The 25,942-nt window shown below is 55.3% G+C and carries 25 protein-coding genes and 1 riboswitch; of the genes, 14 read left to right on the top strand and 11 right to left on the bottom strand.

Annotation, left to right across the window (positions count from 1 at the left end; all coding sequences use genetic code 11):
* Window positions 1–100 precede the first annotated feature (100 nt).
* From MWU55_RS04730 to cmk, 9 genes are all read left to right on the top strand, one after another.
* Window positions 101–1,099: a PhoH family protein gene (locus tag MWU55_RS04730; protein WP_246934793.1), complete on the top strand. Its 999-nt coding sequence runs from the start codon at window positions 101–103 to the stop codon at window positions 1,097–1,099.
* A gap of 1 nt (window position 1,100) precedes the next feature.
* Window positions 1,101–1,595, top strand: coding sequence for an rRNA maturation RNase YbeY (gene ybeY / locus MWU55_RS04735; RefSeq protein ID WP_246934605.1), 495 nt, complete (start codon window positions 1,101–1,103; stop codon window positions 1,593–1,595).
* A gap of 35 nt (window positions 1,596–1,630) precedes the next feature.
* Window positions 1,631–2,590, top strand: coding sequence for a hemolysin family protein (locus MWU55_RS04740; protein ID WP_246934606.1), 960 nt, complete (start codon window positions 1,631–1,633; stop codon window positions 2,588–2,590).
* The gene (gene lnt / locus MWU55_RS04745) at window positions 2,583–4,109 is read left to right on the top strand and encodes an apolipoprotein N-acyltransferase (protein ID WP_246934607.1); all 1,527 of its coding nucleotides are present in this window, start codon (window positions 2,583–2,585) and stop codon (window positions 4,107–4,109) included. Before MWU55_RS04740 ends, lnt begins: the two co-directional genes overlap by 8 nt.
* A gap of 33 nt (window positions 4,110–4,142) precedes the next feature.
* Window positions 4,143–4,191, top strand: a riboswitch (SAM-SAH riboswitch).
* Window positions 4,192–4,197: 6 nt separating this feature from the next.
* Entirely contained in the window at window positions 4,198–5,364 is a 1,167-nt protein-coding gene (gene metK / locus MWU55_RS04750) for a methionine adenosyltransferase (protein ID WP_246934608.1), read from the top strand.
* 73 nt (window positions 5,365–5,437) lie between these two features.
* Window positions 5,438–6,166, top strand: coding sequence for a tRNA (guanine(46)-N(7))-methyltransferase TrmB (locus MWU55_RS04755; protein ID WP_246934609.1), 729 nt, complete (start codon window positions 5,438–5,440; stop codon window positions 6,164–6,166).
* 88 nt (window positions 6,167–6,254) lie between these two features.
* Window positions 6,255–7,607, top strand: a complete 1,353-nt coding sequence (gene aroA, locus MWU55_RS04760; RefSeq protein ID WP_246934610.1) for a 3-phosphoshikimate 1-carboxyvinyltransferase — start codon at window positions 6,255–6,257, stop codon at window positions 7,605–7,607.
* On the top strand, window positions 7,604–8,125 hold the full coding sequence (locus MWU55_RS04765; RefSeq protein ID WP_246934611.1) for a hypothetical protein: 522 nt from the start codon (window positions 7,604–7,606) through the stop codon (window positions 8,123–8,125). The genes aroA and MWU55_RS04765 overlap by 4 nt, the downstream gene beginning before the upstream one ends.
* Window positions 8,122–8,727: a (d)CMP kinase gene (gene cmk / locus MWU55_RS04770; protein ID WP_246934612.1), complete on the top strand. Its 606-nt coding sequence runs from the start codon at window positions 8,122–8,124 to the stop codon at window positions 8,725–8,727. The genes MWU55_RS04765 and cmk overlap by 4 nt, the downstream gene beginning before the upstream one ends.
* On the opposite strand, the gene MWU55_RS04775 is transcribed toward cmk, so the two are convergent.
* The gene (locus MWU55_RS04775; RefSeq protein WP_246934613.1) at window positions 8,712–9,632 is read right to left on the bottom strand and encodes a prenyltransferase/squalene oxidase repeat-containing protein; all 921 of its coding nucleotides are present in this window, start codon (window positions 9,630–9,632) and stop codon (window positions 8,712–8,714) included. The two genes, cmk and MWU55_RS04775, sit on opposite strands and share 16 nt — an antisense overlap.
* A 237-nt stretch (window positions 9,633–9,869) precedes the next feature.
* Between MWU55_RS04775 and rpsA the strand changes: the two genes are divergently transcribed.
* From rpsA to trpB, 5 genes are all read left to right on the top strand, one after another.
* Window positions 9,870–11,558 (top strand): 30S ribosomal protein S1, encoded by a 1,689-nt coding sequence (rpsA, locus tag MWU55_RS04780; RefSeq protein ID WP_281501804.1) that lies wholly within the window; start codon window positions 9,870–9,872, stop codon window positions 11,556–11,558.
* A gap of 287 nt (window positions 11,559–11,845) precedes the next feature.
* Window positions 11,846–12,127 (top strand): integration host factor subunit beta, encoded by a 282-nt coding sequence (ihfB, locus tag MWU55_RS04785; protein ID WP_246934615.1) that lies wholly within the window; start codon window positions 11,846–11,848, stop codon window positions 12,125–12,127.
* A gap of 10 nt (window positions 12,128–12,137) precedes the next feature.
* The gene (locus MWU55_RS04790; protein ID WP_246934616.1) at window positions 12,138–12,488 is read left to right on the top strand and encodes a LapA family protein; all 351 of its coding nucleotides are present in this window, start codon (window positions 12,138–12,140) and stop codon (window positions 12,486–12,488) included.
* Between the two features lie 5 nt (window positions 12,489–12,493).
* Window positions 12,494–13,138, top strand: coding sequence for a phosphoribosylanthranilate isomerase (locus tag MWU55_RS04795; RefSeq protein WP_246934617.1), 645 nt, complete (start codon window positions 12,494–12,496; stop codon window positions 13,136–13,138).
* Between the two features lie 20 nt (window positions 13,139–13,158).
* On the top strand, window positions 13,159–14,406 hold the full coding sequence (gene trpB, locus MWU55_RS04800) for a tryptophan synthase subunit beta (protein ID WP_246934618.1): 1,248 nt from the start codon (window positions 13,159–13,161) through the stop codon (window positions 14,404–14,406).
* Window positions 14,407–14,412: 6 nt separating this feature from the next.
* Here trpB and MWU55_RS04805 read toward each other — a convergent pair whose 3' ends face one another.
* From MWU55_RS04805 to motA, 10 genes are all read right to left on the bottom strand, one after another.
* The gene (locus MWU55_RS04805) at window positions 14,413–15,579 is read right to left on the bottom strand and encodes a serine hydrolase (protein ID WP_246934619.1); all 1,167 of its coding nucleotides are present in this window, start codon (window positions 15,577–15,579) and stop codon (window positions 14,413–14,415) included.
* Window positions 15,580–15,602: 23 nt separating this feature from the next.
* Entirely contained in the window at window positions 15,603–16,625 is a 1,023-nt protein-coding gene (locus MWU55_RS04810) for a DUF2332 domain-containing protein (protein ID WP_246934620.1), read from the bottom strand.
* Window positions 16,622–17,320, bottom strand: coding sequence for an aminoacyl-tRNA hydrolase (gene pth, locus MWU55_RS04815; protein WP_246934621.1), 699 nt, complete (start codon window positions 17,318–17,320; stop codon window positions 16,622–16,624). The genes MWU55_RS04810 and pth overlap by 4 nt, the downstream gene beginning before the upstream one ends.
* Window positions 17,321–17,508: 188 nt before the next feature.
* The gene (locus tag MWU55_RS04820) at window positions 17,509–18,159 is read right to left on the bottom strand and encodes a 50S ribosomal protein L25/general stress protein Ctc (protein ID WP_246934622.1); all 651 of its coding nucleotides are present in this window, start codon (window positions 18,157–18,159) and stop codon (window positions 17,509–17,511) included.
* Window positions 18,160–18,282: 123 nt separating this feature from the next.
* Window positions 18,283–18,672, bottom strand: coding sequence for a hypothetical protein (locus MWU55_RS04825; RefSeq protein ID WP_246934623.1), 390 nt, complete (start codon window positions 18,670–18,672; stop codon window positions 18,283–18,285).
* A complete protein-coding gene (locus tag MWU55_RS04830; protein WP_246934624.1) occupies window positions 18,665–19,762 on the bottom strand; it encodes a flagellar type III secretion system protein FlhB in 1,098 nt (365 codons plus the stop codon). The genes MWU55_RS04825 and MWU55_RS04830 overlap by 8 nt, the downstream gene beginning before the upstream one ends.
* On the bottom strand, window positions 19,763–20,536 hold the full coding sequence (locus tag MWU55_RS04835) for a flagellar biosynthetic protein FliR (RefSeq protein WP_246934625.1): 774 nt from the start codon (window positions 20,534–20,536) through the stop codon (window positions 19,763–19,765).
* Complete coding sequence (gene flhA / locus MWU55_RS04840; protein ID WP_246934626.1) at window positions 20,533–22,614, bottom strand: flagellar biosynthesis protein FlhA; 2,082 nt, start codon at window positions 22,612–22,614, stop codon at window positions 20,533–20,535. Before flhA ends, MWU55_RS04835 begins: the two co-directional genes overlap by 4 nt.
* Window positions 22,615–22,833: 219 nt before the next feature.
* On the bottom strand, window positions 22,834–25,053 hold the full coding sequence (locus tag MWU55_RS04845; protein WP_246934627.1) for a hypothetical protein: 2,220 nt from the start codon (window positions 25,051–25,053) through the stop codon (window positions 22,834–22,836).
* A complete protein-coding gene (gene motA, locus MWU55_RS04850; RefSeq protein ID WP_246934628.1) occupies window positions 25,050–25,919 on the bottom strand; it encodes a flagellar motor stator protein MotA in 870 nt (289 codons plus the stop codon). The genes MWU55_RS04845 and motA overlap by 4 nt, the downstream gene beginning before the upstream one ends.
* Window positions 25,920–25,942 lie beyond the last annotated feature (23 nt).

Below are 25,942 nucleotides of genomic sequence, written 5' to 3' on the forward strand. Positions count from 1 at the left end.
CCCTCGGCTCTTGGCACCATCAGGGCATACATCTGACAGGAGACCCCATTTGGGAATAGCAGACCTGACCGCAGCAACAGAAGCCGAAACGGCCCCTGAAATGCTGCTGGAATTTCCCGACAACCGCCTTCTCATTGACCTGTGCGGCGAGTTTGATCGCAATCTTACCCATATCGAAAGCCACTTGGGCGTTCAGATCATCCGGCGCGGCAATCTGCTTGCGGTCATGGGTGAAAACAGTGCGCGCGAGAAGGCTGGCGAAGTTCTGCGCGCGTTGTACGAGCGGCTTGAGGCTGGAAAGGCAGTGGAGCCGGGTGACATTGACGCCGAAATCCGCATGGGCGGAACGCAGGATGGCACGGGCACCCGCGATGGCGACCAGATGGAGATGTTCAAGGGTAGCGCGGTCGAGATTAAGACCCGCAAAAAGACCATTGAACCGCGCACCGATGCGCAAAAGGCCTATGTCCAAAGCCTATTTAACAAAGAGCTTGCCTTCGGGATCGGCCCTGCGGGCACCGGCAAAACCTACTTGGCCGTGGCGGTTGGCGTGAACATGTTCCTTGGCGGGCATGTGGACCGTCTGATCCTGTCACGCCCAGCGGTCGAGGCTGGTGAAAAACTTGGCTATCTGCCAGGTGACATGAAGGACAAGGTCGATCCCTATATGCAGCCGCTTTATGACGCGCTGAATGATTTTCTGCCTTCGAAACAGGTCACCAAGCTGATCGAAGAGAAAAAGATCGAGATTGCGCCGCTGGCCTTTATGCGAGGACGTACCTTGGCGAATGCCTTTGTCGTGCTGGACGAGGCGCAGAATGCTACCACCATGCAGATGAAGATGTTTCTGACTCGTTTGGGCGAAGGCTCGCGCATGGTGATCACGGGCGATCGGTCTCAGGTCGATTTGCCGCGCGGTGTAGACAGCGGCTTGCGTGATGCAGAGGGTCTTTTGAAGGGCATTGATCAGATCGCCTTTAACTATTTTACATCGAAAGACGTCGTGCGTCATCCGCTGGTGGCCAAGATCATTGAGGCCTATGACGACGCTTCGCAAAAAGCTATGGCGCGGGCAACAAAGCAGGCGCACGATACCTGAAATGCTGATTGATATCGTTTTTGAAGATCCCCGCTGGGAAGAAGGGGGGCTTCAGCATTTGGCGCAGACGGCAGCCGAGGCGGTGACAAGCCATCTGAAGCTTCAGCCCACCAATGGGGGTGAGTTCGAGATCGGTGTCTTGGCGTGTAATGACGCGCGTATCGCAGAGCTAAATGGCGACTTCCGCGACAAGCAAAGTGCAACCAACGTGTTGTCTTGGCCATCAGAGGAACGTGCAGCGGGCGATGCGGGCGGCAATCCGGCGCCCCCTCAGGATCCGGAACTTGGCGATATAGCCATCGCCTATGAGACGTGCCTGCGCGAAGCGGGTGAGCAGGGTAAGGATTTTCCCCAACACGTAAGCCATCTTTTGGTGCATGGCGTGCTTCATCTGTTGGGTTATGATCACATAGACGACAAAGATGCAGCATTGATGGAGGGGTTGGAGGTTGAAATCCTTGGCAAGATGAGCATTTCCAATCCATATGAAGAGTAACAGCGCAATTTTTGCGCGAAACTGGAAAAGGACTAATGGGCGACACCGCAGACGGATCTTCTAACGCAGCGCATAGCGCGCTGAAGGATGAAGCAAGACATCACAGACCGGGATTTTTCAGCCGCATCTTTGGTATGCGCAAACCAGTCGAACCTGAACAGATCGTGCCCGCGAGCATTGCGCCCGTGGGAAACGGAACGGCCCCTGTCGCTGTTCCCGGCATGATGAACCTACGTCGCCTGCGCGTCGAAGATGTCATGATCCCGAAATCCGAGATCGTATCCGCCCCTGTTGATATCCTTAAAGACGAGCTGGTTGATGAGTTCCGCGAAAGTGGTTTGTCTCGTTTGCCTGTGTTCGACGGGACTTTGGACAGCCCCATTGGCATGGTGCACCTGAAAGACTTGGCGCTGAACCATGGGTTCAATGGCAAGCCCGGTAAGAAATCCGCGCGCTTTGTTCTGCGGAAGCTGATCCGCCCACTGCTGTTTGTTCCCCCCTCGATGCCGATCGGGGTGCTGCTGCAAAAGATGCAAACCGAGCGGATCCATATGGCTCTGGTGATCGACGAATACGGCGGCGTGGATGGCCTTGTGACCATCGAGGATTTGATCGAGCAGGTAATCGGCGAGATCGAAGACGAACACGACCTTGAAGAAGGCGCGCTGTGGGTTGAAGAAAAGCCCGGGTGGTATCTGATTGAAGCCAAAACTCCGCTTGATGAGTTTGAAGCCGCAACTGGGTTTCAGCTTCAACATGAAGAAGCCGATGGGGACGAGATCGAAACGCTTGGCGGGTTGGTGTTTGTTCTGTGCGGGCAGGTGCCAGCGCGAGGGGAAGTGATCTCGCATCCTGGTGGGGCCGAGATCGAGGTTGTGGACGCTGATCCGCGTCGCATAAAACGATTGCGCCTGCGCGTGCCCGGCCCATTGCCTGCCGAAGACGCAGCGGATGAAAATCCCGACGCAAATGACACTGCAAAACAGAATGCCTGACATTGACGCCTGTGCGGCGCGCATTGCGGCCCATCCAAGCTGGCGTGTTGTCGTCCTGATAGTGGCGGGTGTGATCGCGGCGCTTGGGCAAGCTCCGTTTCAGATCTGGGCTGCTACGCTTGCTGGACTTCTTGTCGGCTATTTGATCTGGCGTCACAGCCATTCCCCACGCATTGCAGCACTTCATGGCTGGCTACTTGGGCTTGGCTATTTCACCGTCACGATGAGTTGGCTGGTCAATCCCTTCTTCGTTGAGCCCGATCGTCATGGCTGGATGGCCCCCTTCGCCCTTCTCGGGATGGCAGGCGGTCTTTCCTTGCTATGGGCGCTGGGCTGGGTAGTCGCGCGCTGGTTGGCTGGGCCACAACGCCGACTTGAATGGCTGCTCTGGCCTGCTGGAATGACCGCAGCCGAGCTTTTGCGCGGCACGTTGTTCACCGGATTTCCATGGGGTGGCCCGGGCCTTGCATGGATCGACACATCTGTTGCGCAGCTTGCCTCGTGGATTGGTGTGGCGGGTCTGACATTTTTATCCTTGATATGGGTCTGTCTCCTCGCAGCCTTTATCGTTGGTCGCACAGCCAAAGGATTGTGGGCACTCGGGGGCCTGACTGCGGTGCTCGGATTGGCAACGTTTCTGGTGTCAACTGAGCCCCCCGGGAACACCGAACATACGCTTAGACTGGTGCAGCCAAATGCACCCCAACATCAGAAATGGGATCCGGACTACGCAGAGAGTTTCGTAGAGCGGCAGTTGCAGTTTACGGCTGCCGAACCCGAAGGCGCGGACCTCGATTTGATCATCTGGCCAGAAACTTCGGTCCCGTCGCTGCTCGAACACGTCCAGTGGTTGCTGCCACATGTGGCTGATGCGGCAAATGGAAAGCCGGTTCTGCTGGGCATTCAACGAGCTGACGGGCAGCGCTATTTCAACAGTTTGGCAATGGTTGAGCCAGATGGGAGCGCCCATCCCGTCTACGACAAGCATCACTTGGTCCCATTCGGAGAGTACATTCCATTTGGGGATGCCATGCTTCGTTTTGGCATTCGGGCCTTTGCGTCGCAACTTGGGCAAGGGTACTCTGCCGGACCGGGACCCGTAGTATTGGACTTAGGGCCGCTTGGTACAGTGTTGCCACTGATCTGCTATGAGGCGGTTTTCCCGCGGGATATCCGGAATGCGCCCACCCGACCGGACTGGTTGCTTCAGGTCACAAATGATGCTTGGTTCGGTGACTTTTCAGGCCCCCAGCAGCACCTTGTACAAGCCAGGTTTCGAGCCATCGAATTTGGCCTGCCGATCATACGCGTTGCGAATACTGGGATCAGCGCTTCGATCAATGCACATGGGCGTGTGATGAAATCTCTTCCACTTGGACAGGCAGGGTTTCTCGATGTCACGCTGCCCGATGCCCAACCCGAAACTATTTACGCCCGTTTCGGCGATATCCCACTTTTTCTGTTGCTGGCCTGTGTCGCACTCGCCGCCATTTCAACCCGCAGTCGCTTTTCACGTTGACCTTTGCAGCAATAGGCCGGATACCACTTTGGACCACCGTCACAACGGCTTCCTGGCGTGACGGGCAGATTCAAATGGAGCATGTTTCATGTCACGTCAGAACTACACTTTCACTTCGGAATCCGTTTCTGAAGGCCACCCCGATAAGGTTTGCGACCGTATCTCAGATGCGGTGCTGGATGCATTTTTGGCGGAAGAACCCCAAGCCCGCGTGGCCTGCGAAACCTTTGCCACCAGTGGTATGGTTGTCATCGGCGGTGAAGTTGGCCTAACTGATCAGGATCGTCTGAAGGCCATGATGGGCTCGATCGGCCAAATTGCGCGCGATTGCATCCGCGACATCGGGTATGAGCAGGAACAGTTCCACTGGAATACCTGCCGCGTGCTGAACTTCTTGCATGAACAATCCGCCCATATCGCACAGGGCGTGGATCGCGATGGAGCAGGGGATCAGGGCATCATGTTCGGCTATGCCGTAAATGAAACGCCCGAGCTGATGCCGGCGCCAATTCAGTACTCGCACGCGATCCTGAAGCGATTGGCAGAGGTGCGCAAGAACGGTACGGAACCGACACTTGGCCCCGATGCGAAATCGCAGCTTTCACTGCGGTATGAGAACGGGAAACCGGTTGAGGTGACCTCGATTGTGTTGTCGACCCAGCATCTGGATGAAACGATGACCAGCAACGACGTGCGCGCCGTGGTAGAACCCTACATTCGTGAAGTCGTTCCGTCGGACTGGATCAACGGTGGCACAGAATGGCACGTGAACCCGACAGGAAAATTCGTGATTGGGGGACCTGATGGCGACGCTGGCCTGACCGGCCGTAAAATCATCGTGGACACTTATGGCGGCGCGGCGCCTCATGGTGGCGGTGCGTTCTCAGGCAAAGATCCAACAAAGGTGGACCGCTCGGCCGCATACGCTGCGCGCTATCTGGCGAAGAACATTGTCGCCGCGGGTATGGCTGAACGCTGCACCTTGCAATTGTCCTATGCCATCGGTGTGGCTAAACCGCTGTCGATTTACGTCGATACGCACGGCACAGGCGAAGTGCCCGAGGCCGAGATTGAACGCGCCGTTGCGCAGGAAATGGACCTGACCCCGCGCGGAATTCGCGAGCATCTGGACCTGAACAAACCTATTTACCAACGCACGGCCGCTTACGGTCACTTCGGCCGCGCACCTGAAGCAGATGGTGGCTTTAGCTGGGAAAAAACCGATTTGGTGGATGCGCTGAAGAAAGCGGTCTGAACCACATACCAAGAACACAAAAGGGCGGGCCGTCACTTGACGCGCCCGCCCTTTGCACGGCATAGGCCCGGCCATGACACAAGATGATGCATCGCAAAACAAACACCGCTCGGGCGCGCCATGGCGCAATTTTTATGGCCGCTTGAAAGGTAAAGGGCTGCGCGACAGTCAGAAGACCTATCTGGACGAAGATCTGAAAGCGCTCAGCCCCGGTGCTGTGGATTGGGAGGAGAACCCCGATCGTACACCGCTAGACCTGAACGCTCTGTTTGGTGGCAAGCCAGTTTGGCTCGAAACCGGCTTTGGCGGCGGTGAGCATATGGTGCATCAGGCCGCCACCTATCCGGACATCGGCATCATCGGGTGTGAACCTTACATCAATGGCGTGGCCATGCTTCTGGGTAAAATCCGCGCGGCCGGTTGCGAAAATGTTGCTGTTCATCCGGGGGATGTGCGCGACCTATTTGACGTGCTGCCGCCGGAAAGCATCGACAAGGCGTTCCTGCTCTATCCAGATCCGTGGCCCAAGAAACGCCACCACCGCCGCCGTTTTGTCACGCCCGAATACCTTGAGCCCTTCCATAAGGTGCTGAAACCCGGTGCCGAGTTCCGCGTCGCCACAGACATTCCCGACTATGTGCGCCAAACGCTGGAAGAGGTTCCGCGCGCGGGCTTTGAATGGCTGGGCGAACATGCTGAAGACTGGCGCAAACCTTGGAGCGACTGGATCTCGACGCGCTATGAGCAAAAAGCTCTGCGCGAAGGCCGTACACCGCACTATCTGACTTTCCGCCGCATCTAATCTTTCGGGGTTGTCTAGCAAGCCCAATAGCTCTGGCTTCGTTGGAATGTCTGCGCTATCAGCATTCTAAGAATACAGGAGACCCTCTATGTCCGGACACGGCCCCGCCATCCCCATGACCGCTCGCAAATCTGGCCCGCTGAAAGGCGAGGCCCGTGTGCCCGGCGATAAGTCGATCAGCCACCGCTCGCTGATCCTTGGGGCGATGGCCGTGGGCGAAACACACATCACTGGCCTCTTGGAAGGCGAGGATGTGTTGGGTACCGCGGATGCCATGCGCGCTTTCGGTGCTGATGTGGAACGTTTGGGCGAAGGCGAATGGCGCGTGAATGGCGTGGGCGTTGGTGGGTTTGCCGAACCCGAAGACGTGATCGACTGTGGCAACGCAGGCACCGGCGTGCGTCTGATCATGGGCGCGATGGCGACATCTCCGATCACTGCGACCTTTACCGGGGATGCTTCGCTTCGCTCGCGCCCGATGGGTCGCGTGACAGACCCCATCGCGCAGTTTGGTGCGCAAAGTTATGGCCGCGAAGGTGGCCGCATCCCGATGACCATCGTTGGTGCGCGCGAACCTGTGAATGTGACCTACACCACTCCGATGGCCTCGGCGCAGGTGAAATCCGCTGTGTTGTTGGCTGGCTTGAACGTGCCGGGCAAAACCGTGGTGATCGAAAAAGAAGCCACCCGCGACCACACCGAACGGATGCTAGCGGGTTTCGGGGCTGATATCACGGTTGAGGACACCGACGAGGGTCACAAGATCACTTTGACTGGTCAGCCGGAACTGAAACCGCAAACGATTACCGTTCCGCGCGATCCAAGCTCGGCCGCATTTCCCGTCTGTGCAGCCCTGATTGTGCCTGGATCGGACGTGCTAGTCCCGAACATTGGCCTGAACCCAACCCGTGCAGGCCTGTTTTATACGCTGCAAGACATGGGCGCGGATCTGACGTTCGAGAACGAACGTACGGAAGGCGGCGAGCCCGTCGCGGATCTGCGTGCGAAATACTCGCCCAACATGAAGGGCATCGTGGTGCCGCCGGAACGGGCTGCCAGCATGATCGACGAATACCCGATCTTGTCGGTTGTGGCGTCCTTTGCCACTGGCAAGACCGAAATGCCTGGCGTTCACGAACTGCGCGTGAAGGAAAGCGATCGGATCGACGCGATGGCCAAAGGTCTGCGTGCCGCAGGTGTCACCGTGGATGAAGGCGTAGACTGGTGGAGCGTTGAAGGCCTTGGTCCCGATGGTGTCCCCGGCGGCTGCACTGTTGCCACAGTGTTGGATCACCGCATCGCGATGAGCTTTGCCTGCCTTGGTTTTGCCTCGCAAAAGCCAGTCAATTTGGATGATGGCGGCCCCATCGCCACCAGCTTCCCGGTATTTGAGCCGCTGATGTCGGACCTTGGCGCACAGATGGTGCGCAACAACGGATGAGCTTGAAGAGAACCTTCTGGGCGGTGTTTGCCGCAACGGTACTTGTGTACTGTGCCATGGTGCTTTGGTCCTTACCGATCATTATGGGCGATGCGAATGGATTGATGCCGTTCGATCTGCGCCCAAGTGGATATACGACTGACGACGCGCGCGAATTTCTGATGGCTCTAAACGAAAACGGGAAAGCACATTATTTGGGTGTGCAGCACAAGCTGGATACGCTTTACCCCGGTCTGATGGCCCTCTCTTTGATCTTGGCCTATCTCTTGTTGTTTCCAACGAAATGGGCTGCAGGATTTTCGGGTCTTGCTGTTCTGGCCGCTGTTTTTGACTGGAATGAAAACGGTGCCGTAGCGGATCTGTTGCGTCTGGGTGCGAATGGCATTGACGAAGAAGTGGTCTCGATCGCAGCACTTCTCACCATGTTGAAATCGGGCTTTGTGACCGTCGCTTTGACCATACTCCTTGCAGGGGTTGCCGGCATGATGTGGCGTCGTTGGAAGGGACAAACGGGATGACATTCATCGTTGCGATTGACGGGCCTGCCGCGGCAGGAAAGGGAACAATTTCCAAAGCAGTCGCTGCCCATTTCGGATTTGCCCATCTTGATACTGGACTGCTGTACCGGGCTGTTGGCGCGAAAACGCTGTCTGACATCGACCCGATTGAAGCTGCCAAGACGCTCACCCCTGCCGACATGCAAGGCGATCTGCGCACGCCCGAAGTGGCGCAGGCAGCATCAAAAGTCGCAGTGATTTCTGAAGTGCGCGCCGCACTTGTAGACTTTCAACGCAATTTCGCAGCCCGCAATGGTGGAGCAGTGCTGGATGGGCGCGATATCGGAACGGTGATTTGTCCGGACGCAGATGTGAAGCTGTTCGTGACCGCCAGCGCCGAAGTGCGGGCCGAGCGCCGGTTTCTGGAGCTTTCGGCCAAGGAACATGATGTGACACGCGATCAAGTTCTGGCCGACGTGATCGCCCGCGACAAACGTGACAGCGAACGGAAAGAGGCGCCTTTGAAACCCGCCGGGGATGCGGTGACTATTGATACCTCGGAGCTGTCGATCGAGGATGCCGTGGCGGCTGCCTTGTCGGTGGTCGATCAGGCACGCGGGTAGATTTTCAACACCCTCAAAGCCAACAATGTGACCCAATAGCTGGGCCCGGGTCCTTTCTCAGGGCCTAAAGTGTCGCCTTTCTGGGAGGCGTAAATCGGCCAGCGCCCATCGGCACGGCGTTTCGACGCGATCACGTCCAGTGCGTCTTTCATCCGTGGATCATAAGCGCATCCAGCATTGCGGAAATGGTCCAACGCGCGCAGCACGTTGTATCTCCAGCGCGGTGGATAGGGAAATCGTAGGAACTCTGACTTGATGATCCGCCCGGTTCGGTCCGAGCGATAAAACCGGTGCTGTAGGATGAATTCCCGGCCAGCTTCGGCTGCAGCGCGTGCCTCTGCTACTCGATACGAATGTCCGGCGCAGATGTATTCATGCAAGCCTTCAACGATCGACAGCGTAGAATGCAGGGACGAATGTACTGCTCCCGAGCGGTTTTTGCGACAATTCCAGCCGCCATCGAACATCTGTTGCGACAGAAGCCAATCTAGAACCTCTGCAGCGTGCGTTTCCTCTAACCCAAATGCGCATCCAAAATTCAGAAACATGCCATTGATACAAACATCCGCCTTGGCAACGCCGGGTGCATGACCCAGCCCGCCTTCGCCCGCCATATGCGTGCACGCCACCTGATTGAGCAGCGCCGCAATTTCTGGGAGAGCAACCAAACCCATCTCTTTCAATTCTAGCAGGATGTAATGGGTGCAGGCCCAACGGGGACGATAATATCCGTCACCCCAACCGCCATCCGTGCCGCGCAATGCCAATAGCCTCTCAACCTGACCGCCTTTCAACATTGCGTGACGCATTTTAAACCTGTCTTCTCCCAACAGGTCACGTGAGGTTTGGTACGCGATGGCAGGATCCCCTGCCATCAACCATTTGATGATGTCGCCTTGATCCATTCTGCCTTTATAGGCTTCCCTCGCCATCCCGCTATGATCTGCATCAGCCCTTGATTTACAGGCAGAATCCGCGTAATCCCCGCCCTTGTCGACAAGGTGTAAATGCCGCGACTCAGGGAAAGACAGGCAGGGTCGGTGCTCCGGCCCTCTTTGTTTTGCGTCTAACCTGTTGACCAAATTGGGAAATCCAAGACCGGCGGAGACAACCGCTCGGCCCGTGAAAATGACTGTAAAGGAATGAAACGCCACATGGCTAACGCAACTATGGAGGAATTCGAAGCCCTCCTTAATGAAAGCTTCGAAATGGACACGCCCGATGAGGGTTCTGTTGTCAAAGGTAAAGTCATCGCTATTGAAGCTGGCCAAGCCATCATCGACGTAGGCTACAAAATGGAAGGCCGCGTTGATTTAAAAGAATTCGCAAACCCGGGTGAAGCCCCTGAAATCGCTGTAGGCGACGAAGTGGAAGTCTACCTGCGCGCGGCTGAAAACGCCCGCGGCGAAGCTGTTATCTCGCGCGAGATGGCCCGCCGTGAAGAAGCATGGGACCGCCTGGAAAAAGCATACGCAGACGATGCACGCGTCGAAGGCGCGATCTTCGGTCGCGTCAAAGGCGGCTTCACCGTCGATCTGGGCGGCGCTGTTGCGTTCCTGCCCGGCTCGCAGGTTGACGTGCGCCCCGTACGCGACGCTGGCCCGCTGATGGGTCTGAAGCAACCATTCCAGATCCTGAAAATGGACCGTCGCCGTGGCAACATCGTTGTTTCGCGTCGCGCAATCCTGGAAGAGTCGCGTGCTGAACAGCGTGCTGAAGTCATCGGCAACCTGTCCGAGGGCCAAGCTGTTGACGGCGTCGTCAAGAACATCACCGAATATGGTGCGTTTGTTGACCTGGGCGGCGTAGACGGTCTGCTGCACGTCACTGACATGGCATGGCGCCGTGTGAACCATCCTTCTGAGATCCTGACGATCGGCGAAACCATCAAGGTTCAGGTCATCAAGATCAACAAAGAGACCCACCGTATCTCGCTTGGTATGAAGCAGCTGCAGGACGATCCGTGGGATCTGGTTGCTGGCAAGTACCCGCTGGAATCGGTGCACACTGGCCGCGTGACCAACATCACCGACTACGGTGCATTTGTTGAGCTGGAGCCGGGTGTTGAAGGTCTGGTGCACGTATCCGAAATGTCGTGGACCAAGAAGAACGTTCACCCAGGCAAGATCGTGTCGACCTCGCAAGAAGTCGAAGTCATGGTTCTGGAAATCGACGGCGCCAAGCGTCGCGTATCTCTGGGCCTGAAGCAGACCATGCGTAACCCATGGGAAGTGTTCGCAGAAACACACCCCGAGGGCACCGAGGTCGAAGGCGAAGTCAAGAACATCACCGAATTCGGTCTGTTCATTGGTCTCGACGGCGAAATCGACGGCATGGTTCACCTGTCGGACATCTCGTGGGACCAGCGTGGCGAAGAAGCCATTCAGGACTTCAAAAAGGGCGACATCGTCAAAGCTGTTGTGTCGGAAGTTGACACCGACAAAGAGCGTATCTCTCTGTCGATCAAAGCACTGGACGGCGACCCCTTCGCAGAAGCTGTTGGCGGCGTGAAGCGCGGCTCGATCGTGACTGTTGAAGTGACCGCGATTGAAGATGGCGGCATCGAAGTCGAGTATGAAGGCATGAAATCCTTCATCCGTCGTTCGGACCTGTCGCGTGACCGTGCTGAGCAGCGCCCCGAGCGCTTCCAGGTCGGTGACAAGATGGACGTTCGCGTGACCAATGTTGACGCGAAGTCGCGTCGTCTGGGTCTGTCGATCAAGGCACGCGAGATCGCGGAAGAGAAAGAAGCCGTAGAACAGTATGGTTCGTCGGATTCGGGTGCATCGCTGGGTGATATCCTGGGCGCCGCTCTGAAGCAGGACGACTAAGTCCTCTGCCAAATTGATGAAACGGCCCTGCGCAATGCGTGGGGCCGTTTTCTTTTCGGATGCCTCGAATCACAAGGGTTGCTTGCGACCGAGCAAAGCATTGACCCGCAGTGTGGGTGCCATGTGCATTTGCAGCATGCTGGAAATCCCGCGGAAAACGGCAAAAATTTGTTAGATTCAGGCTTTCTTGCCTGCCAAGACTTGTATCCTAGGGCTTGGTTTGCTCCTATACTTGGACAGAATAAGGATGCAAAATCCATTAGATAGACCAATTTGGGGGGACCAGGATGATCCGGTCTGAACTGATCCAGAAGATCGCGGATGAAAATCCGCACCTCTATCAGCGTGATGTCGAACGCATTGTGAACAGCATTTTCGAAGAGATCATTGAAGCTATGGCTCGTGGTGATCGGGTCGAACTGCGCGGCTTTGGCGCATTTTCAGTCAAGAAAAGAGATGCTCGTATCGGCCGCAATCCACGCACGGGTGAGTCGGTGCAAGTCGAAGAAAAACATGTGCCGTTTTTCAAAACCGGCAAGCTTTTGCGGGACCGGCTAAACGGCAAGTAAGAGGTTCTACATGCGGTATATCCGTTACGCCTTTTTGGCGGCACTTGGTGTTGTTCTGATCACGGTCGCGCTGGCCAATCGGGGCAGCGTGACTTTGAACATCCTTCCCAGCGAGCTTTCTGGCTTTTTGGGGTGGAGCTGGTCCATCACGCTTCCACTTTTCGTCGTCATCTTCGGAGGCGTCGTGGCAGGTATCTTGATTGGGTTCGTTTGGGAATGGCTTCGCGAGCATAAGCTGCGCGCTGAAAGCGCCCGCAATCGCCGCGAGCGTGACCAGTTGGCGCGCGAAGTGAAATCTCTGCGTGAACCCAAAGCCCGCACCGGCGATGATGTGTTGGCTTTGCTGGATAAGACCAGCTGAAACAGATGAGCATTTCGGTAAAGATCTGTGGGCTGAAAGACCCCGCACAGCTAGCGGCTGCGGTTGACGCAGGTGCGCGCTATATCGGGTTCAATTTCTTTCCCAAAAGCCCGCGCTCGGTTACCTTAGATCAGGCAGCCGCGCTGATGTTGGACGTGCCGACGGGCGTGGCCAAAGTTTCTTTGGTCGTGGATATGGATAACGCCGGGATTGAGGATATCGTCAAACACACGACGACTGACATGATCCAGTTGCACGGCTCTGAAAGCCCTGAACGTGTGGCCGAAGTGAAGGCCATTTTTGGACTGCCGGTGATCAAGGCCATTGGGATTTCGGGCCCGGATGACGTGGCGCAAATTGAGCGCTTTGCCGGAGTTGCCGATCAGTTGCTGATTGATGCAAAAGCGCCCAAAGGGGCCGATCTGCCCGGTGGCAATGGTGTCACGTTTGACTGGAGACTGGTGCAGCGGAAATACTGGCCGTGTCCTTGGATGCTGGCGGGGGGGCTGACGCCTGAAAATGTCGCTGAAGCCATCCGTTTGACGGGTGCAAATCAGGTCGATGTATCGTCAGGGGTTGAAACCGCGCCCGGTATCAAGGATGAGGGACTGATTGCGGCCTTCTGCGCCGCTGCACACGGTGCCGGTTAAGGCAAAAGGGGGGTATGCCCATGTCCAACGATCTGTTCAACAGCTTCATGAATGGCCCTGATGAAAAGGGCCGGTTTGGTGATTTCGGCGGGCGTTTCGTCTCGGAAACGTTGATGCCGCTGATCCTTGATCTTGAAGCAGAGTATGAAAAAGCCAAGACTGACGACAGTTTCTGGGCGGAAATGCAGGATCTTTGGACCCACTATGTCGGCCGCCCCAGCCCGCTTTACTTTGCAGAAGGTCTGACCAAGCATCTGGGCGGCGCAAAGGTCTATATGAAGCGGGACGAGCTGAACCACACCGGTGCGCATAAGATCAACAATGTACTTGGCCAAATTCTGTTGGCGCGCCGTATGGGCAAAACGCGTATCATCGCCGAGACCGGGGCAGGCCAACACGGTGTTGCGACAGCCACGGTTTGTGCGAAATTTGGTCTTAAGTGTATCGTCTATATGGGTGCGCATGACGTGCAGCGTCAGGCCCCGAATGTTTTCCGCATGCGTCTTTTGGGCGCTGAAGTGATCGCCGTTGAAAGCGGTCGCGGAACGTTGAAAGATGCTATGAACGACGCGTTGCGCGATTGGGTAACCAACGTGGCCGACACGTTCTATTGCATCGGCACCGCTGCTGGCCCCCATCCTTATCCAGCTATGGTTCGCGATTTCCAGTCGATCATCGGTAAGGAAACCAAAGAACAGATGCAGAAGGCCGAAGGGCGTCTGCCTGACACCATCATCGCGGCCATCGGTGGCGGGTCGAACGCGATTGGTCTGTTCTATCCGTTCCTCGACGACAAAAGCGTAAACATCATTGGTGTCGAGGCTGGCGGCAAAGGTGTGAATGACGACATGGAGCACTGCGCATCGCTGACCGGTGGTCGCCCCGGCGTGCTGCATGGCAACCGCACCTTCCTGTTGCAGGATGATGATGGGCAGATCCTTGACGGCTATTCAATCTCAGCAGGGCTGGACTATCCGGGCATCGGACCCGAACATAGCTGGCTGCACGAGATTGGGCGCGCAGAATATGTTGCTATCACCGACAAGGAAGCTCTGGATGCGTTCCAGCTTTGCTGTTCGACCGAAGGGATCATCCCTGCGCTTGAGCCCTGCCACGCGCTGGCTCATGTAACGAAGATCGCCCCGAAGCTGCCCAAGGACCACATAATCTGCATGAATATGTGCGGACGTGGTGACAAGGACATCTTTACGGTCGCCAAGTATCTGGGCTTTGACATGTCCGACACTGAAGGACGTTCGGTGGACTAACTGGGTTCAGTCCATCGACGATGCGATCTTACGAAACATCGCGATGTTGGTGTCATTCACGCCGTCTTCTCGGAACCCGCGATCTGCGGCATTTGTGGCGATCACCACGTCGCGATTTGTGTCGATATAGATGTACTGACCATAGATGCCGCGCCCGAAATACTCACCCTCGGGCGCATCGGAGGCCATCCACCATTGATAGCCGTATTTCTGTTCTCCAGCGGCTGTCGGGGCAGAGGGGGTGGTAGAGGTTGCAACCCAATCTGCCGGAACGATTTGTTGGCCATTCCACTGCCCGTCCTGAAGGAACATCTGCCCGAACCGGGCATAATCACGTGTGCGCAAATTCAATCCGCCTAGCACAAAGGCAACTCCATATCCGTCTGTCAGATAATACGGGGCGTCTTCTAACCCCATCGGTTCGATTATCCGGGTTTGCAGAAGCTCCGAGATGGATTTCCCAGTGGCCCCCCGGATCACCATGCCGATGATATGCGTGTCGATCGAGACATATTGCCAAGTTTCACCGGGGCCTGTGAACGTCTCGGTCAGTCCGGCGGCAAATTCATCCATGGATTGCCCAAGGGCCAGCACACGGCCCATGCGGTTGATGTCAGAATTGAAGTCCAGATAGTCCTCGTCAAACACGACACCAGAAGACATGTTCAGTACGTTTCGGATCGTCGCACCTTCATATGCACTGCCATTTAGGGCCGGTACATAAAGCTCAACCGGATCATCAAGCGATGCGATAGCGCCGTCGGCCAGAACAATACCGGTCAGCGCTGAAAGGAAGCTTTTCGCCACGGACCAGCTGATCCTGCGATCCTCTGCACCGGTGCCAAGATAATAGTCTTCAAACCGCAGCCTGCCGTTCTTCAGCACCACCAATGACGTCACGCTGCGCGTCTTGATCCAATTGTCGCTACCTTCAGGCAGCGTAATCGCATCACCGATGGGAAGTTCCGAGACAGGGCCGTCGCCGCGCGCCAAACTTTGGGTTAGAAAAGCACCATCCATATGCGAGAAGTTTTGGACAATTTTCTCTTCTGAAAACAATGAGTTCACAGCAAGCAGCCGCGAGATTTCTTCGCGTTTCCAGATCGCAGCAACCACTGCCAGAACAACAACAACCAGCAAGATCTGCAACAGTCGTTTCAAGATATGACGCATTTTGGACCTCATTTACCTTTGGGTTAAGGTGCCGCCCAATCCACCCATCGTCCATGGAAATCGACACGACCAAGCGTCAACTTGCGATCCTCTGGCAGCAAGAAAAGCGTGATGGCCGCACCTTCCCCTTTGCGTTCATCTGCTTCCATTGACAGATGTGCGACCGGTCCGTTTTGCGAAGCGGATTTCATAGCGGCCAAACAGCGGGATTGAGTTTCTGCTGGGAAATACTGCCACGCGATCGTGTGATAGATCAGGGTCAGGTGGTCCGGCTCGACAGCTTCTAGCTGTGCTTCCAACCAATCGGCCGCGTCGCCCGGATCAACATGCGCGTCGAAAATGGACGCGGCGGCTCTGCTGCGTTCCAGGCGTTCGGGTTGATCAGCCCAAAGATATGATGACATGCGCAACAGATCATCTGGGTCTTCGACATCCATCGGCATCAGATCGACACCACGGCGTGACAAAACCGTCGGGACAGACCCTGACGGAAAATCCCCGCGCCAGTCGGGGGACAACACCACAGGCGCATCTTCTGGCCCCAACTGAACACTGCCTGCTTGAAGCGCGAACCTATCCCACATCAGGTTTAGCCCCGCGCTCGCGCCAAGTTCCAGCACGCGCATTGGCAGCGCGTAGCTCTCTGCCAACCAGTGGCCGGCTGCGATCATAACGGCTGCGCGGCGGACTTCGTTTGTCTGAGGGGGCATGTCCAACCAGCGATCCAGCGTATCTGTGTGGTCGGTAAGGGCCACTTGAAGTGCCTCTTCAATTTGCGCGTCACTTGGATAAGGATGGGGTGGGTAAATGGCCACCAGCTCTGGACAGTCTTCTGTTAGCACCAGCGCATGAAGTCCGGCCAGAAACCGAAGGGGCAAAGACTGACCAAATGCTCCGACATTCCCTTCCCATTTCAGCATTCGATCAGCGATCGGGGATCCAGAGGTCAGAATGCGCCCGGCAACACGCAATATGCGCGCCGTGAAGGGGCTGTCCAAACGTTCATTGTTGCCTGCCTGAACCTCGAATGCGTCGCGCAAGCTCAAGAAAACTTGTCCATCAACTTCTGCAGCGGGCTGCGTGTGTCCTCAGCGGCAGGCTCATTTTTGGCTATGGGTCGAGGCTCTGGCGGTGCTTTCTTCGGCGGCACTTCGTTCCCGCCCGAAGACCGGGGAGGGTTCACGCGCCGGCCAATGGCATTCATGAACTTACCGCTGTCACCTGCGGCCAAATCGGCAGCCCCATCTGAACACCCGCGTAAAACATCATCCAGCCAATCCTGTTCCGACTTCGCGAAGTCCCGCAGCACATATCCGGCGACGGCATTTTTGTTACCCGGATGACCAATCCCCATCCGCACGCGGTGATATTCAGCACCAATATGGGCGTGAATCGACCGCAAGCCATTGTGCCCGGCATGTCCTCCCCCGGTTTTCACGCGGCATTTGCCCGGTGCAAGGTCCAGCTCATCGTGGAAGACATACACGTCGTCAGGGGTGAGCTTGTAGAACCGCATGGCCTCCCCGACCGACTGGCCGGACAGGTTCATGAAGGTCTCAGGGCGCAGCAAGATCACCTTCTCGGCGTTAAGCTTGCCTTCACTGACGCTTCCTTGGAACTTGCCGCGCCAAGGGGCGAACCCGTGATCCTCGGCGATATGTTCAACTGCCATGAAGCCAATATTATGCCGATTGCCTGCATATTTCGCGCCTGGATTTCCAAGGCCGACGAACAGTTTCATATGCGTTTTTCCTTCTGGACATCAGGGGGGGAGAACCTGAAATTATCATTTTAGGTAATCTACTTGGCCTGATCCAGAGTGGCAAATACTCCCATGTGGCCGTTTATTTGCCAAATTGGGACATACTTCGGGTCAAAAAAAACGGGACCCCGAAGGATCCCGTTTCCAAATACCTTTTCAGGTCTTGTTTATTCTTCTGCAGCGGGTGCCTCTTCGGCAGCTGTTTCTTCTGCTTCACCTTCAGCTTCGCCGTCATCTTCAGAGCGCAGCGAACTTGGTGCCGAAATGTTGGCAATGACGAAGTCACGGTCAATAGTCGTTTTGGCGCCTTCAGGCAGCGTCACGTCCGAGATGTGGATTACGTCACCAACTTCACGACCGGTCAGATCAACAACGATCTTCTCAGGAATTTCGCCGGCCAGAACGTTCAGCTCGACTTCTGGACGCACGATGGTCAGAACGCCACCGCGTTTCAGGCCGGGTGCTTCTTCTTCGTTCTCGAAATCAACGTGGATGAACAGGCTGATCCGGCTGGTGCGGCGTAGGCGCATCAGGTCCAGATGGGTCGGCAGATCTTTAACAACATCACGCTGTACGTTGCGGCAGATCACACGAACGTCTTCATGACCGTCAACCTTCAGGTTCCACAGGGTCGAAAGGAAACGACCGGCCTTCAGCTTTTTGAACAGCTCGTTGAAGGGGATGTTGATAGCGAGCGGCTCTTCGCCACCGCCGTATACGATACCCGGTACCTGGCCTTCGCGGCGAGCTTGACGAGCGGCCCCCTTGCCTGTCCCCGTACGTACCGTGGCGTCAAGATTCGGAATCTCACGTGCCATTGGTTTTCTCCATTAACAATTAGGTGCGGGAATCCTCCAAGGGTGTAAGCCCCGCAGTGAAGCCGTGCCTATAGACCGGATTGGTTCCAATGAAAAGAGGAGAAACGCGTCTGACGCGTGGTTTCATTGGTGTTCCACCCGTCTTCGCTGCATGTCTTGCTGCGCGCGCAGTGTTTTATCTTGGATAGCTTTGGCCGCAGAATCGCGCCCAAAGGCCAATCGAGCGCTCGAAGTCATCTCTTCATGCTTGGCCCGCGCCAGAGCAAGTTGGATATTTAGGTGACGCAACTGCCCCTCGGCCTGTTTTTGCCATCGGTCAAAATGCCCGCACGAGAGGGCTGGATTCTGCCCCGTTTCGGCATCAAGTCCCGGTAGGTGTAGTAGGCGATCCCGAAGGTCTGCAATCAGCCCTTCAAGATGCACAATTGTCGCCGCGCTGGCAGAAAGTTCTGCCATGGCGTGATCAAGTTTCATCGCGGTCAGATCCGCAAGTTGCGCGATAGGTTCAGCCATCAGGGTTCCTCAAGGATTTTTTGGCGCGTTGACGCATGTTTTCAGCAAAGCGAATGGCCGCTGCGACAGCTTGGTATTGGTCTGGTGGCACTTCGCTGCCAATTTCGACCGTGGCGTAAAGTGCGCGCGCGGTTGGCGGGTCGCGATGAATCGGCACACCGTTTTCGGATGCGACCTCGCGGATACGGGCTGCGATTTCGTCCACGCCTTTCGCCACACAGATCGGAGCATCCCCGGGCGAACGCGACCATTTCAAAGCCACCGCGTAGTGGGTCGGGTTGACAACAATAACATCAGCATCAGGAACATCCTGAAACATCTGGTTTGTGGCAATGTCATACCCCTTTTGCCGCCTTTGGTTTTTCATGTGCGGATCGCCTTCATTTTGCTTGATCTCGTCCATGAGCTCTTTGTGCGACATGCGGTTCTTGCGCAGGTGCTCTTGCTTCTGCCACATGAAGTCTATGCCCCCGATGATCACTGCGACCAGAAGGACGATGGCGAAGAATTCGATCGATAGATCCAACAGTAAGACCGAGACCATGCCGGGGTTCAGGGCAAGCGCCGCCAGCATGAGTGGGAGCTTGATCCAAATGAAGATCCCCAAAATCACGCCGTAGATTGAAAGCTTCACAAAGCTTTTAAAGAACTCAAACAGCCCCGAGCGTCCGAATTTGTTTTTGGCATTGGAGAGAGGGGACACGCGGTTAAGCTTGGGCATCAGTTTTTCTGGGGAAACGACGAAGCTGCGCGTGGCTACTGTTAAACCCAGAACGCCAACCATCGGCACCAAAAGCCAAGGCGCCAGATGCCAAGCGATCAACGTCATAGCATTTGCCAGAACGGGCCCACCCCGGCCTTGAAAGGCGGTTTTTGCAAGTTGATCCGATTGCTCAAGGATACTGGAAAACACACTGCCCAAGCCGCTCATCGTTGATGCGCCAATCGTCGTCGCGAGCAGAAGTAGGACCATGTAGGACATCGCAGTATTCAGGTCTGTCGACCGCGCGATTTCACCTCGTTTCCGGGCATCGTCCAGCTTCTTCTGCGTCGGCTCGTGTTGTTTGCTGTCATCTTCTTCGTCGGCCATCTACCATCCCCCGAACGGATCAAGCAGCAAAGCTTCGAGTGCATTTTGCCAGATCGGCAATAACACGGGCGTTGTCAGTGCTAGCAGAATAAGTCCCCCCGCTGTAATGGCCGGGGCGCCCACAAAGGCCACCATTAACTGGGGCATAGCACGGTTAATGATCCCCAGCGCCACGTTGTAGAGCAGTGAAACGATGACGAAGGGGGCCGCCAGCGTGAACGCAAACCCGAAGCTGCGCGCAATATGCATGACGCCCCAGTCTGAAAAGCCCTTGGGAGTGGGAAGCTGCCCAATGGGGAATGCCTGATAGGACAGTATGAAGCCTTCGACGATCCGCACATGCAGGTCCAACATAACCGCAAGGGCCAAACCCGAGATCATAAGGACATGCCCAATGGCGGGTTGTGGGTCAGAATTGTTGCCCCCCATGAGCTGGGCAAGAGAGGTTGATTGAGCCGCAATGCTGCCTGCCACCTGAAGGGAGACGATCGCAAGGCGTAAGACAAATCCAAACCCAAGCCCGATGATCGGCTCGCTCAGTAAATATATCGGCGAGGTCAATTGGCTAAGTGAAAGCTCAACATTGGACGCGACGGTGGGTGTGACGATCGCAGTAAAGGCCAACCCCATGAACAAACGTACCCGTACTGGAACCATGGTTTCGCCAAAGGCCGGAAGAAACGCCATGGCTGCGCCCACGCGAAGAAACACAACAAAGCCCAACATGAAAAACGCCTGAGACTGTTCGAGAAGCTGGGCATATTGCGCGTTCATGCGGGCACCAATCCGACAAGTGACGGTCGCGCCTCGGTCCCGATTTCTTCGAATGACAGGACCGGGTTTGCGATCCCTTTTGCAGAAAGGACGGTTCGGAGAAAGCGCCTCCTGCGTGAGGAGGTGACAACAGCCGGGTAAATGCCGGTTTCACCAGCGCGCGCAATCTTGTCTGCGACAGCGTTTGCAAGACGGTTGAACTCCTCTGGTGGCAAGGCCACTTCTCCACGTTCCGGGTCCAGTTGATACGACTGAAAACAGGCTTCCCATTCCGGGGCCAACTGGATCAGTGGGACGGTTCCATCCTCTCGCTTCAATTCTGAGAGGAGTTGAAAGTTCAACCGCTGTCTAACGTGGTCGCAAATGGCCTCGGGGGTTCCGAATACGGGACGGGCTTCGGCGACACTTTCCAGAATGACGGGCAGATTTCGAATGGATACCCGTTCTTCCAAAAGCAGACGCAACACTGAGTGCAGCAAGTCCAGAGGAACCTTGTCGGGAACCAGTTCGTCCAATAGCCGCCTATTGGCTTCGGCCCGCGCCGGGTCCGAGAGGTTCACGAATTCGTCCAAAAGCCTGCGTAGGGCCTTTAGTCCCAGTAACCGTGGGAAGTTCTGCTTCATGATCTCAAGCAAGTGGGTCGCAAGGACTTCAGTAGGTGAAACAACAGCACAGCCTGCCAATGCGGCCTGTTCCTGGTCGTCGTTTGATATCCAGCGCGCCGGTGCTTGGTAAACGGGCTCTTGCACGTCTTCCCCGTCAGGCAGCAAGGCTTCATCTCCGCTGAGAATGACCAAGGCCCGATCAGGGTGAAGCCGATTTCGAGCTTGTTCCACGCCTTGTATCTTGATCGTGTAAGTTCCGGGCGGAAGTGATCCATTATCCGTCAAACGGATCTCAGGCAGGATCAACCCAAATGCGCTGGCGGTGTGATTTCGGATGCTGGATATACGCGCATCCAAGCCCGTGGCCGGGTCTAGAACCATCGCGACCAAATCGGCGGCAAACTCCACGTGGATATCATCTAGATCTAGAATGTCACCGATACTTTCCTGAGGAGTATCAGCCTCGACATCGTCATGGTCTTGCGCCTGCTCCGCAGAAGCAGCGCTCTGTTTGGCCGCTGACCAAGCCGCAAAACCAAGCGCCGCTGATCCAAGAACAAATGGTATGAATGGCAGACCGGGGACCAAGCCAAACAGCCCCATTAGAAAGGCAACGGTTGCGAGTGCAGACGGGTGTTTGGCGAACTGTGAGAACAGTGCCAGATCGGTTGATCCCGACGTGCCACCCCGCGCAAGCAACAAGGCGGAGGCGATCGAGATGATTACCGCGGGAATTTGCGTAACAAGCCCATCTCCTACCGTCAGAATTGCATAGGTTTGAAACGCAAGGGACAGGTCCATCCCGTGAATGACAACACCGATGATTAGGCCCATCACAAGGTTCAGGAAAGTTATCAGAAGCCCCGCGACGGCATCCCCCTTCACGAATTTTGAAGCACCATCAAGCGACCCAAAAAATGTTGTTTCAGCTTGTTCACGTTCGCGCCGCGCTTTCGCCTCCGCGTGATCAATAGCACCAGCGGACATGTCGCTGTCGATGGCGAGTTGCTTACCAGGCATGCCGTCCAACGCGAACCGAGCGCCGACCTCAGCCATACGTGTGGCACCCTTTGTGATAACGATGAAGTTCACGATCAACAGCACACAAAAGACGACAAGCCCCAGAAGGATGCTGCCGCCCATGACAAAGCTGGCAAAGCCCTCGATGACGCTTCCAGCGGCGGAGGTTCCAGTATGCCCATTTCCAATAATGAGTTTTGTTGAAGAAACATTCAGCGACAATCTCAGCATGAGCGACGCGAGCAGCACCGTTGGGAATGCCGAGAAATCCAAAGGTCGCTCAATAAACAAAGTGACCGTGAACATCAGGATGGCCAGTGCAAAAGACGCGGCCAATCCCAGATCCAAAACCCATGCGGGCATGGGCAAAATCATCATCACGATGATCGCCATCAGCGCCAATGCAAGCAGGATTGTCGGGCGGAATATGTCCTTGGCCGCACGCAAGATCATCTTGGCGTGTTCGCAATTGGCGGCAATTCAATCCGAGCGACGTTGCTCAATTGTTGCTGGAGCACGAGTGGGGAAACCCAAATTTTGAGTGTAATGCTTACGTTGCGGGTGCTGCTATCGTGCTCAGAATAGAGAGGTGTTTTGCATTGGATCTTCATTGACGCGCATTTCTTGCTGCTGATTTCGAAACGAGCCTAGAAGATCATGCTTAATGATCAGTTACTTGCCGTCTACGAGTGACGGATAAAGATCAAGAAGGGTGTTCAAGGCACTTCGTGTGGATTGGCTGCTATCCAATACCGCTTGATACGTTTGTAGATCTGATTGCGGATCAGGCTGGGGAGGGTCGTTTAAACCGCTTAGGATCGCTGAAACCTTGTCCGAGATTGCTCCCGTGGGGCCGTCGCGCATTTGTGAGGCCGTTACTAAATCTGATGTTTGGGCAGATGAAATAGCGGGGCCGTAGCTTTCCTGCTGCTCTAGATTGGGTTTAGGGCGCCGTTTTAAGGCCTGCTGCCGTAAAGCAATTGCAGATTTCGTATTTAAGCCAGCCAGATAACCCAGCGCCACATCAGGTTTCTGTTGCTGCAAGGCCAACTCTGCTAAGAATTCGCGCGTTGCCCTAGTTGGGGTGTTTGGGCTTGCCAGTACAAAGCTCCGCGCTTTTTCCGCAAACCCTAACCGCATAAGGCGCTTAGCGAGTTTTAATCTGGTTTCATCGGAGACAGCGTCCCAATCGTTGCGCGTCATGATGAAGGTTAAAAACTCGGCGTCTGCACTGATATGCAGTAAATTCGAGCTCGCTTTTTCAAGTGTAGTTTGTAATTGAACTTGTTTCAGGTCGCTCCTGATATCGTCAAATTGCGCATACCCTTGTGCAAATCGCCCCATGTGAAATAGGGCGCGGATGTGTAGTGTCTGCAGCTCGAGTCCAACTGGGCTTTTCCCGTGTTCAAACGCAATGGACTGGAGCAACGTAAGGTCCTGATCTGATATTCCGCGATCATTTTCTATCTTGCTTTCAATCAACGCTGTTACCGCGGGTTGGGTTTGTGAAAGGTCATCCTGAACTGCGGCGGCAAGATCGTTTTCCGCTTCATTCGGTATTCCCGTTGCGATTTTGATATCTGCTTCAAGTTGCGCTTCTTTCAGGGGGCGTTCACGTCCGGACCTTGCCGCGATGTTTCGGATTTCGATCGCGGTATTTGTTTCGCCAGCATCCAAGAATTTACGTGCCAATATGGTTCCCAAGTGATTTCTCAGGTGTGAGGGCAGCTCCGAGTAGGACCTTAATAGGGCAGACGTGTTAACTCCTTCAGGTAGCGTTTTTTGCGCAAGTGCCGCCCACAGGGCGCTTCTGGTATTGCACCCGATTTGAGCAAGCCATTGGTCAGCATTTTCTGAGTGCCCGAATTCCATAACTTGCGCCATCATACTTAGACTGGAAATGTCCGGCAGTACCCCATCATAGCTTTCGATGAGTTGTAGCGCTTCATGTCCGAATGTCATAAAAATTGTCTGTCTGATGTGTGCGAGAAGTAGGTTTTTATTTGGGCGATCGAACTCCTCCAAATAGCCTTGCGAGTAACCGATTGGTTGGGTGGTTGTGGGGGCTATTTGACCCCAGGTTGCAATATCAAACTGATCATCGGGCAGGCATGCTTGTGTCGCAATTGTCTGACCTGGACCCACAGAGCGCGCGATATCATGCGCTGTTTGCATTTTAACGTGATCATTTGGGGAATGTGGCAGCGGTTGATACGCGGGGTCTTCAGGCTTTGGGTCTGGGTCAGATGTTGCGTTTGGTGGTTCAGGTTGATCGATATCCGCTTCGATCAAGCCCTCGGCCACGGCTTTTGAGAGCTGAACAAGGAGCCGTTGTTTATCTACCAAAGACTGTTCAGTCCCAGCCGGTGTCGGATTCGATTGCGGTGTATAGTCCTTAGGGTTGTTTTGTTTTTCAGAGCTTTTGTGTTCGTGCCCTGAGCCAAAAAGAGGCAAGAGACTTCTGTTCTCAGCGGATTGAACAAAACCCTCTTCATTTGTGAGTGGGGAGTGCTGCTCAGTTTCGACACTTGGACCAGCGCCATCTACCAAGTCGATAACCAATTCTCCGGAGGGAAGACGAAGTTCTTTAATGTGGCAGTCGCAGGATCTGAGTATGAGGATCTCTCCCTCCCCGCCGGATATCAAATCCCCAACGCGTGTGCGGGGGATCAGGTTGAAAACCCGGGTCGCATCAAATCCTGAAACATCAGTGGGAAACGTAAGCCGATACCCATCATCGACCCGGGATAAGATATATGTGTCAGTCGGCGCGGTATAAAAAACCAAGCGCGAGAAATTCGGATGCTCGCCCGATCGGATCGTGATGTCACGCGCTGCAGCAGGCGTCACAAGCAAAAGGATCGCTGTTGTCAGGACAAGCCAATTCCTCATGCGGCAGCTTTCTTGATCTCTTTCAGCGCCTCTTCTAGATCGGTGAAGCTGGGCCGGTGCGAGCCGGGGGTGTTTTGGCGGCCAACTTCAATGCAGATGTTGACCGAGTGGTTGTAGAGATTGGCCACCAGAACCTCTCGGATGAGTTGATAGAAATGTGCTTCTTCCTCGGTCACGGTTTTCACCTTCGCGGAAAACGGGCCAACCAACCCGTAGGCCAGGAAAACACCCAAGAATGTGCCCACGAGAGCACCACCAATCATTTTCCCGAGGATTTCAGGCGGCTGATCAATCGAACCCATGGTTTTGATCACACCAAGAACAGCGGCCACAATTCCAAGTGCAGGTAGGCCATCGGCAACGGCTTGCAAGGCGTGGCTGGAATGCAGGGCGTGATGGAGGTTCGCTTCCATTCGTTTTTCAAGCACCTCTTCCACTTGATGGGGATCATCATAGTTCATTGAGGCAGAGCGGAGCGTGTCACAGATGAGCTCAATCGCTTCTTTGTCCGCTAGAATATTGGGGTATCGCTGGAAAATCGGGCTATCCTCTGGCGCCTCAATATGTTCCTCAAGCGCAACTGCGTTCAGGCGCGCTTGGCGGATCAATTCGAACAAAAGGCAGAGCAGGTCGCGGTAGTCATCGGGGTGCCATTTTGGTCCCTTGAACACCTTTTTGATGTCTTTGAGTGTATGCTTGATGGCCGACATGTCATTCGAGATCACGAAAGCGCCGGCCGCAGCGCCACCAATCATTGTGAATTCAAAAGGTAGGGATTTCAGAATGATCCCCATTTTTCCGCCAGCAGCCAGATAGCCACCAAAAACCATTACGAAAATCAGAGCGATGCCAACGAAACCAATCATAAAAAAACCTCTGCTATTCTAAG

It is taken from the genome of Aliiroseovarius sp. F20344, assembly GCF_023016155.1.
Lineage (GTDB): Bacteria > Pseudomonadota > Alphaproteobacteria > Rhodobacterales > Rhodobacteraceae > Aliiroseovarius.

Bases quoted from the DNA above. Each gene is read 5' to 3' on its own strand.
- MWU55_RS04775 (WP_246934613.1), bottom strand. From the start codon at position 9,632: ATGGATCAAGGCGACATCATCAAATGGTTGATGGCAGGGGATCCTGCC.
- MWU55_RS04740 (WP_246934606.1), top strand. From the start codon at position 1,631: ATGGGCGACACCGCAGACGGATCTTCTAACGCAGCGCATAGCGCGCTG.
- MWU55_RS04790 (WP_246934616.1), top strand. From the start codon at position 12,138: ATGCGGTATATCCGTTACGCCTTTTTGGCGGCACTTGGTGTTGTTCTG.
- metK (WP_246934608.1), top strand. From the start codon at position 4,198: ATGTCACGTCAGAACTACACTTTCACTTCGGAATCCGTTTCTGAAGGC.
- lnt (WP_246934607.1), top strand. From the start codon at position 2,583: ATGCCTGACATTGACGCCTGTGCGGCGCGCATTGCGGCCCATCCAAGC.
- rpsA (WP_281501804.1), top strand. From the start codon at position 9,870: ATGAAACGCCACATGGCTAACGCAACTATGGAGGAATTCGAAGCCCTC.
- MWU55_RS04835 (WP_246934625.1), bottom strand. From the start codon at position 20,536: ATGAACGCGCAATATGCCCAGCTTCTCGAACAGTCTCAGGCGTTTTTC.
- cmk (WP_246934612.1), top strand. From the start codon at position 8,122: ATGACATTCATCGTTGCGATTGACGGGCCTGCCGCGGCAGGAAAGGGA.
- ybeY (WP_246934605.1), top strand. From the start codon at position 1,101: ATGCTGATTGATATCGTTTTTGAAGATCCCCGCTGGGAAGAAGGGGGG.
- MWU55_RS04755 (WP_246934609.1), top strand. From the start codon at position 5,438: ATGACACAAGATGATGCATCGCAAAACAAACACCGCTCGGGCGCGCCA.
- trpB (WP_246934618.1), top strand. From the start codon at position 13,159: ATGTCCAACGATCTGTTCAACAGCTTCATGAATGGCCCTGATGAAAAG.
- MWU55_RS04825 (WP_246934623.1), bottom strand. From the start codon at position 18,672: ATGGCTGAACCTATCGCGCAACTTGCGGATCTGACCGCGATGAAACTT.
- MWU55_RS04730 (WP_246934793.1), top strand. From the start codon at position 101: ATGCTGCTGGAATTTCCCGACAACCGCCTTCTCATTGACCTGTGCGGC.
- MWU55_RS04795 (WP_246934617.1), top strand. From the start codon at position 12,494: ATGAGCATTTCGGTAAAGATCTGTGGGCTGAAAGACCCCGCACAGCTA.
- MWU55_RS04845 (WP_246934627.1), bottom strand. From the start codon at position 25,053: ATGAGGAATTGGCTTGTCCTGACAACAGCGATCCTTTTGCTTGTGACG.
- aroA (WP_246934610.1), top strand. From the start codon at position 6,255: ATGTCCGGACACGGCCCCGCCATCCCCATGACCGCTCGCAAATCTGGC.
- MWU55_RS04765 (WP_246934611.1), top strand. From the start codon at position 7,604: ATGAGCTTGAAGAGAACCTTCTGGGCGGTGTTTGCCGCAACGGTACTT.
- MWU55_RS04820 (WP_246934622.1), bottom strand. From the start codon at position 18,159: ATGGCACGTGAGATTCCGAATCTTGACGCCACGGTACGTACGGGGACA.
- MWU55_RS04830 (WP_246934624.1), bottom strand. From the start codon at position 19,762: ATGGCCGACGAAGAAGATGACAGCAAACAACACGAGCCGACGCAGAAG.
- pth (WP_246934621.1), bottom strand. From the start codon at position 17,320: ATGAAACTGTTCGTCGGCCTTGGAAATCCAGGCGCGAAATATGCAGGC.
- ihfB (WP_246934615.1), top strand. From the start codon at position 11,846: ATGATCCGGTCTGAACTGATCCAGAAGATCGCGGATGAAAATCCGCAC.
- MWU55_RS04805 (WP_246934619.1), bottom strand. From the start codon at position 15,579: ATGCGTCATATCTTGAAACGACTGTTGCAGATCTTGCTGGTTGTTGTT.
- flhA (WP_246934626.1), bottom strand. From the start codon at position 22,614: ATGATCTTGCGTGCGGCCAAGGACATATTCCGCCCGACAATCCTGCTT.
- motA (WP_246934628.1), bottom strand. From the start codon at position 25,919: ATGATTGGTTTCGTTGGCATCGCTCTGATTTTCGTAATGGTTTTTGGT.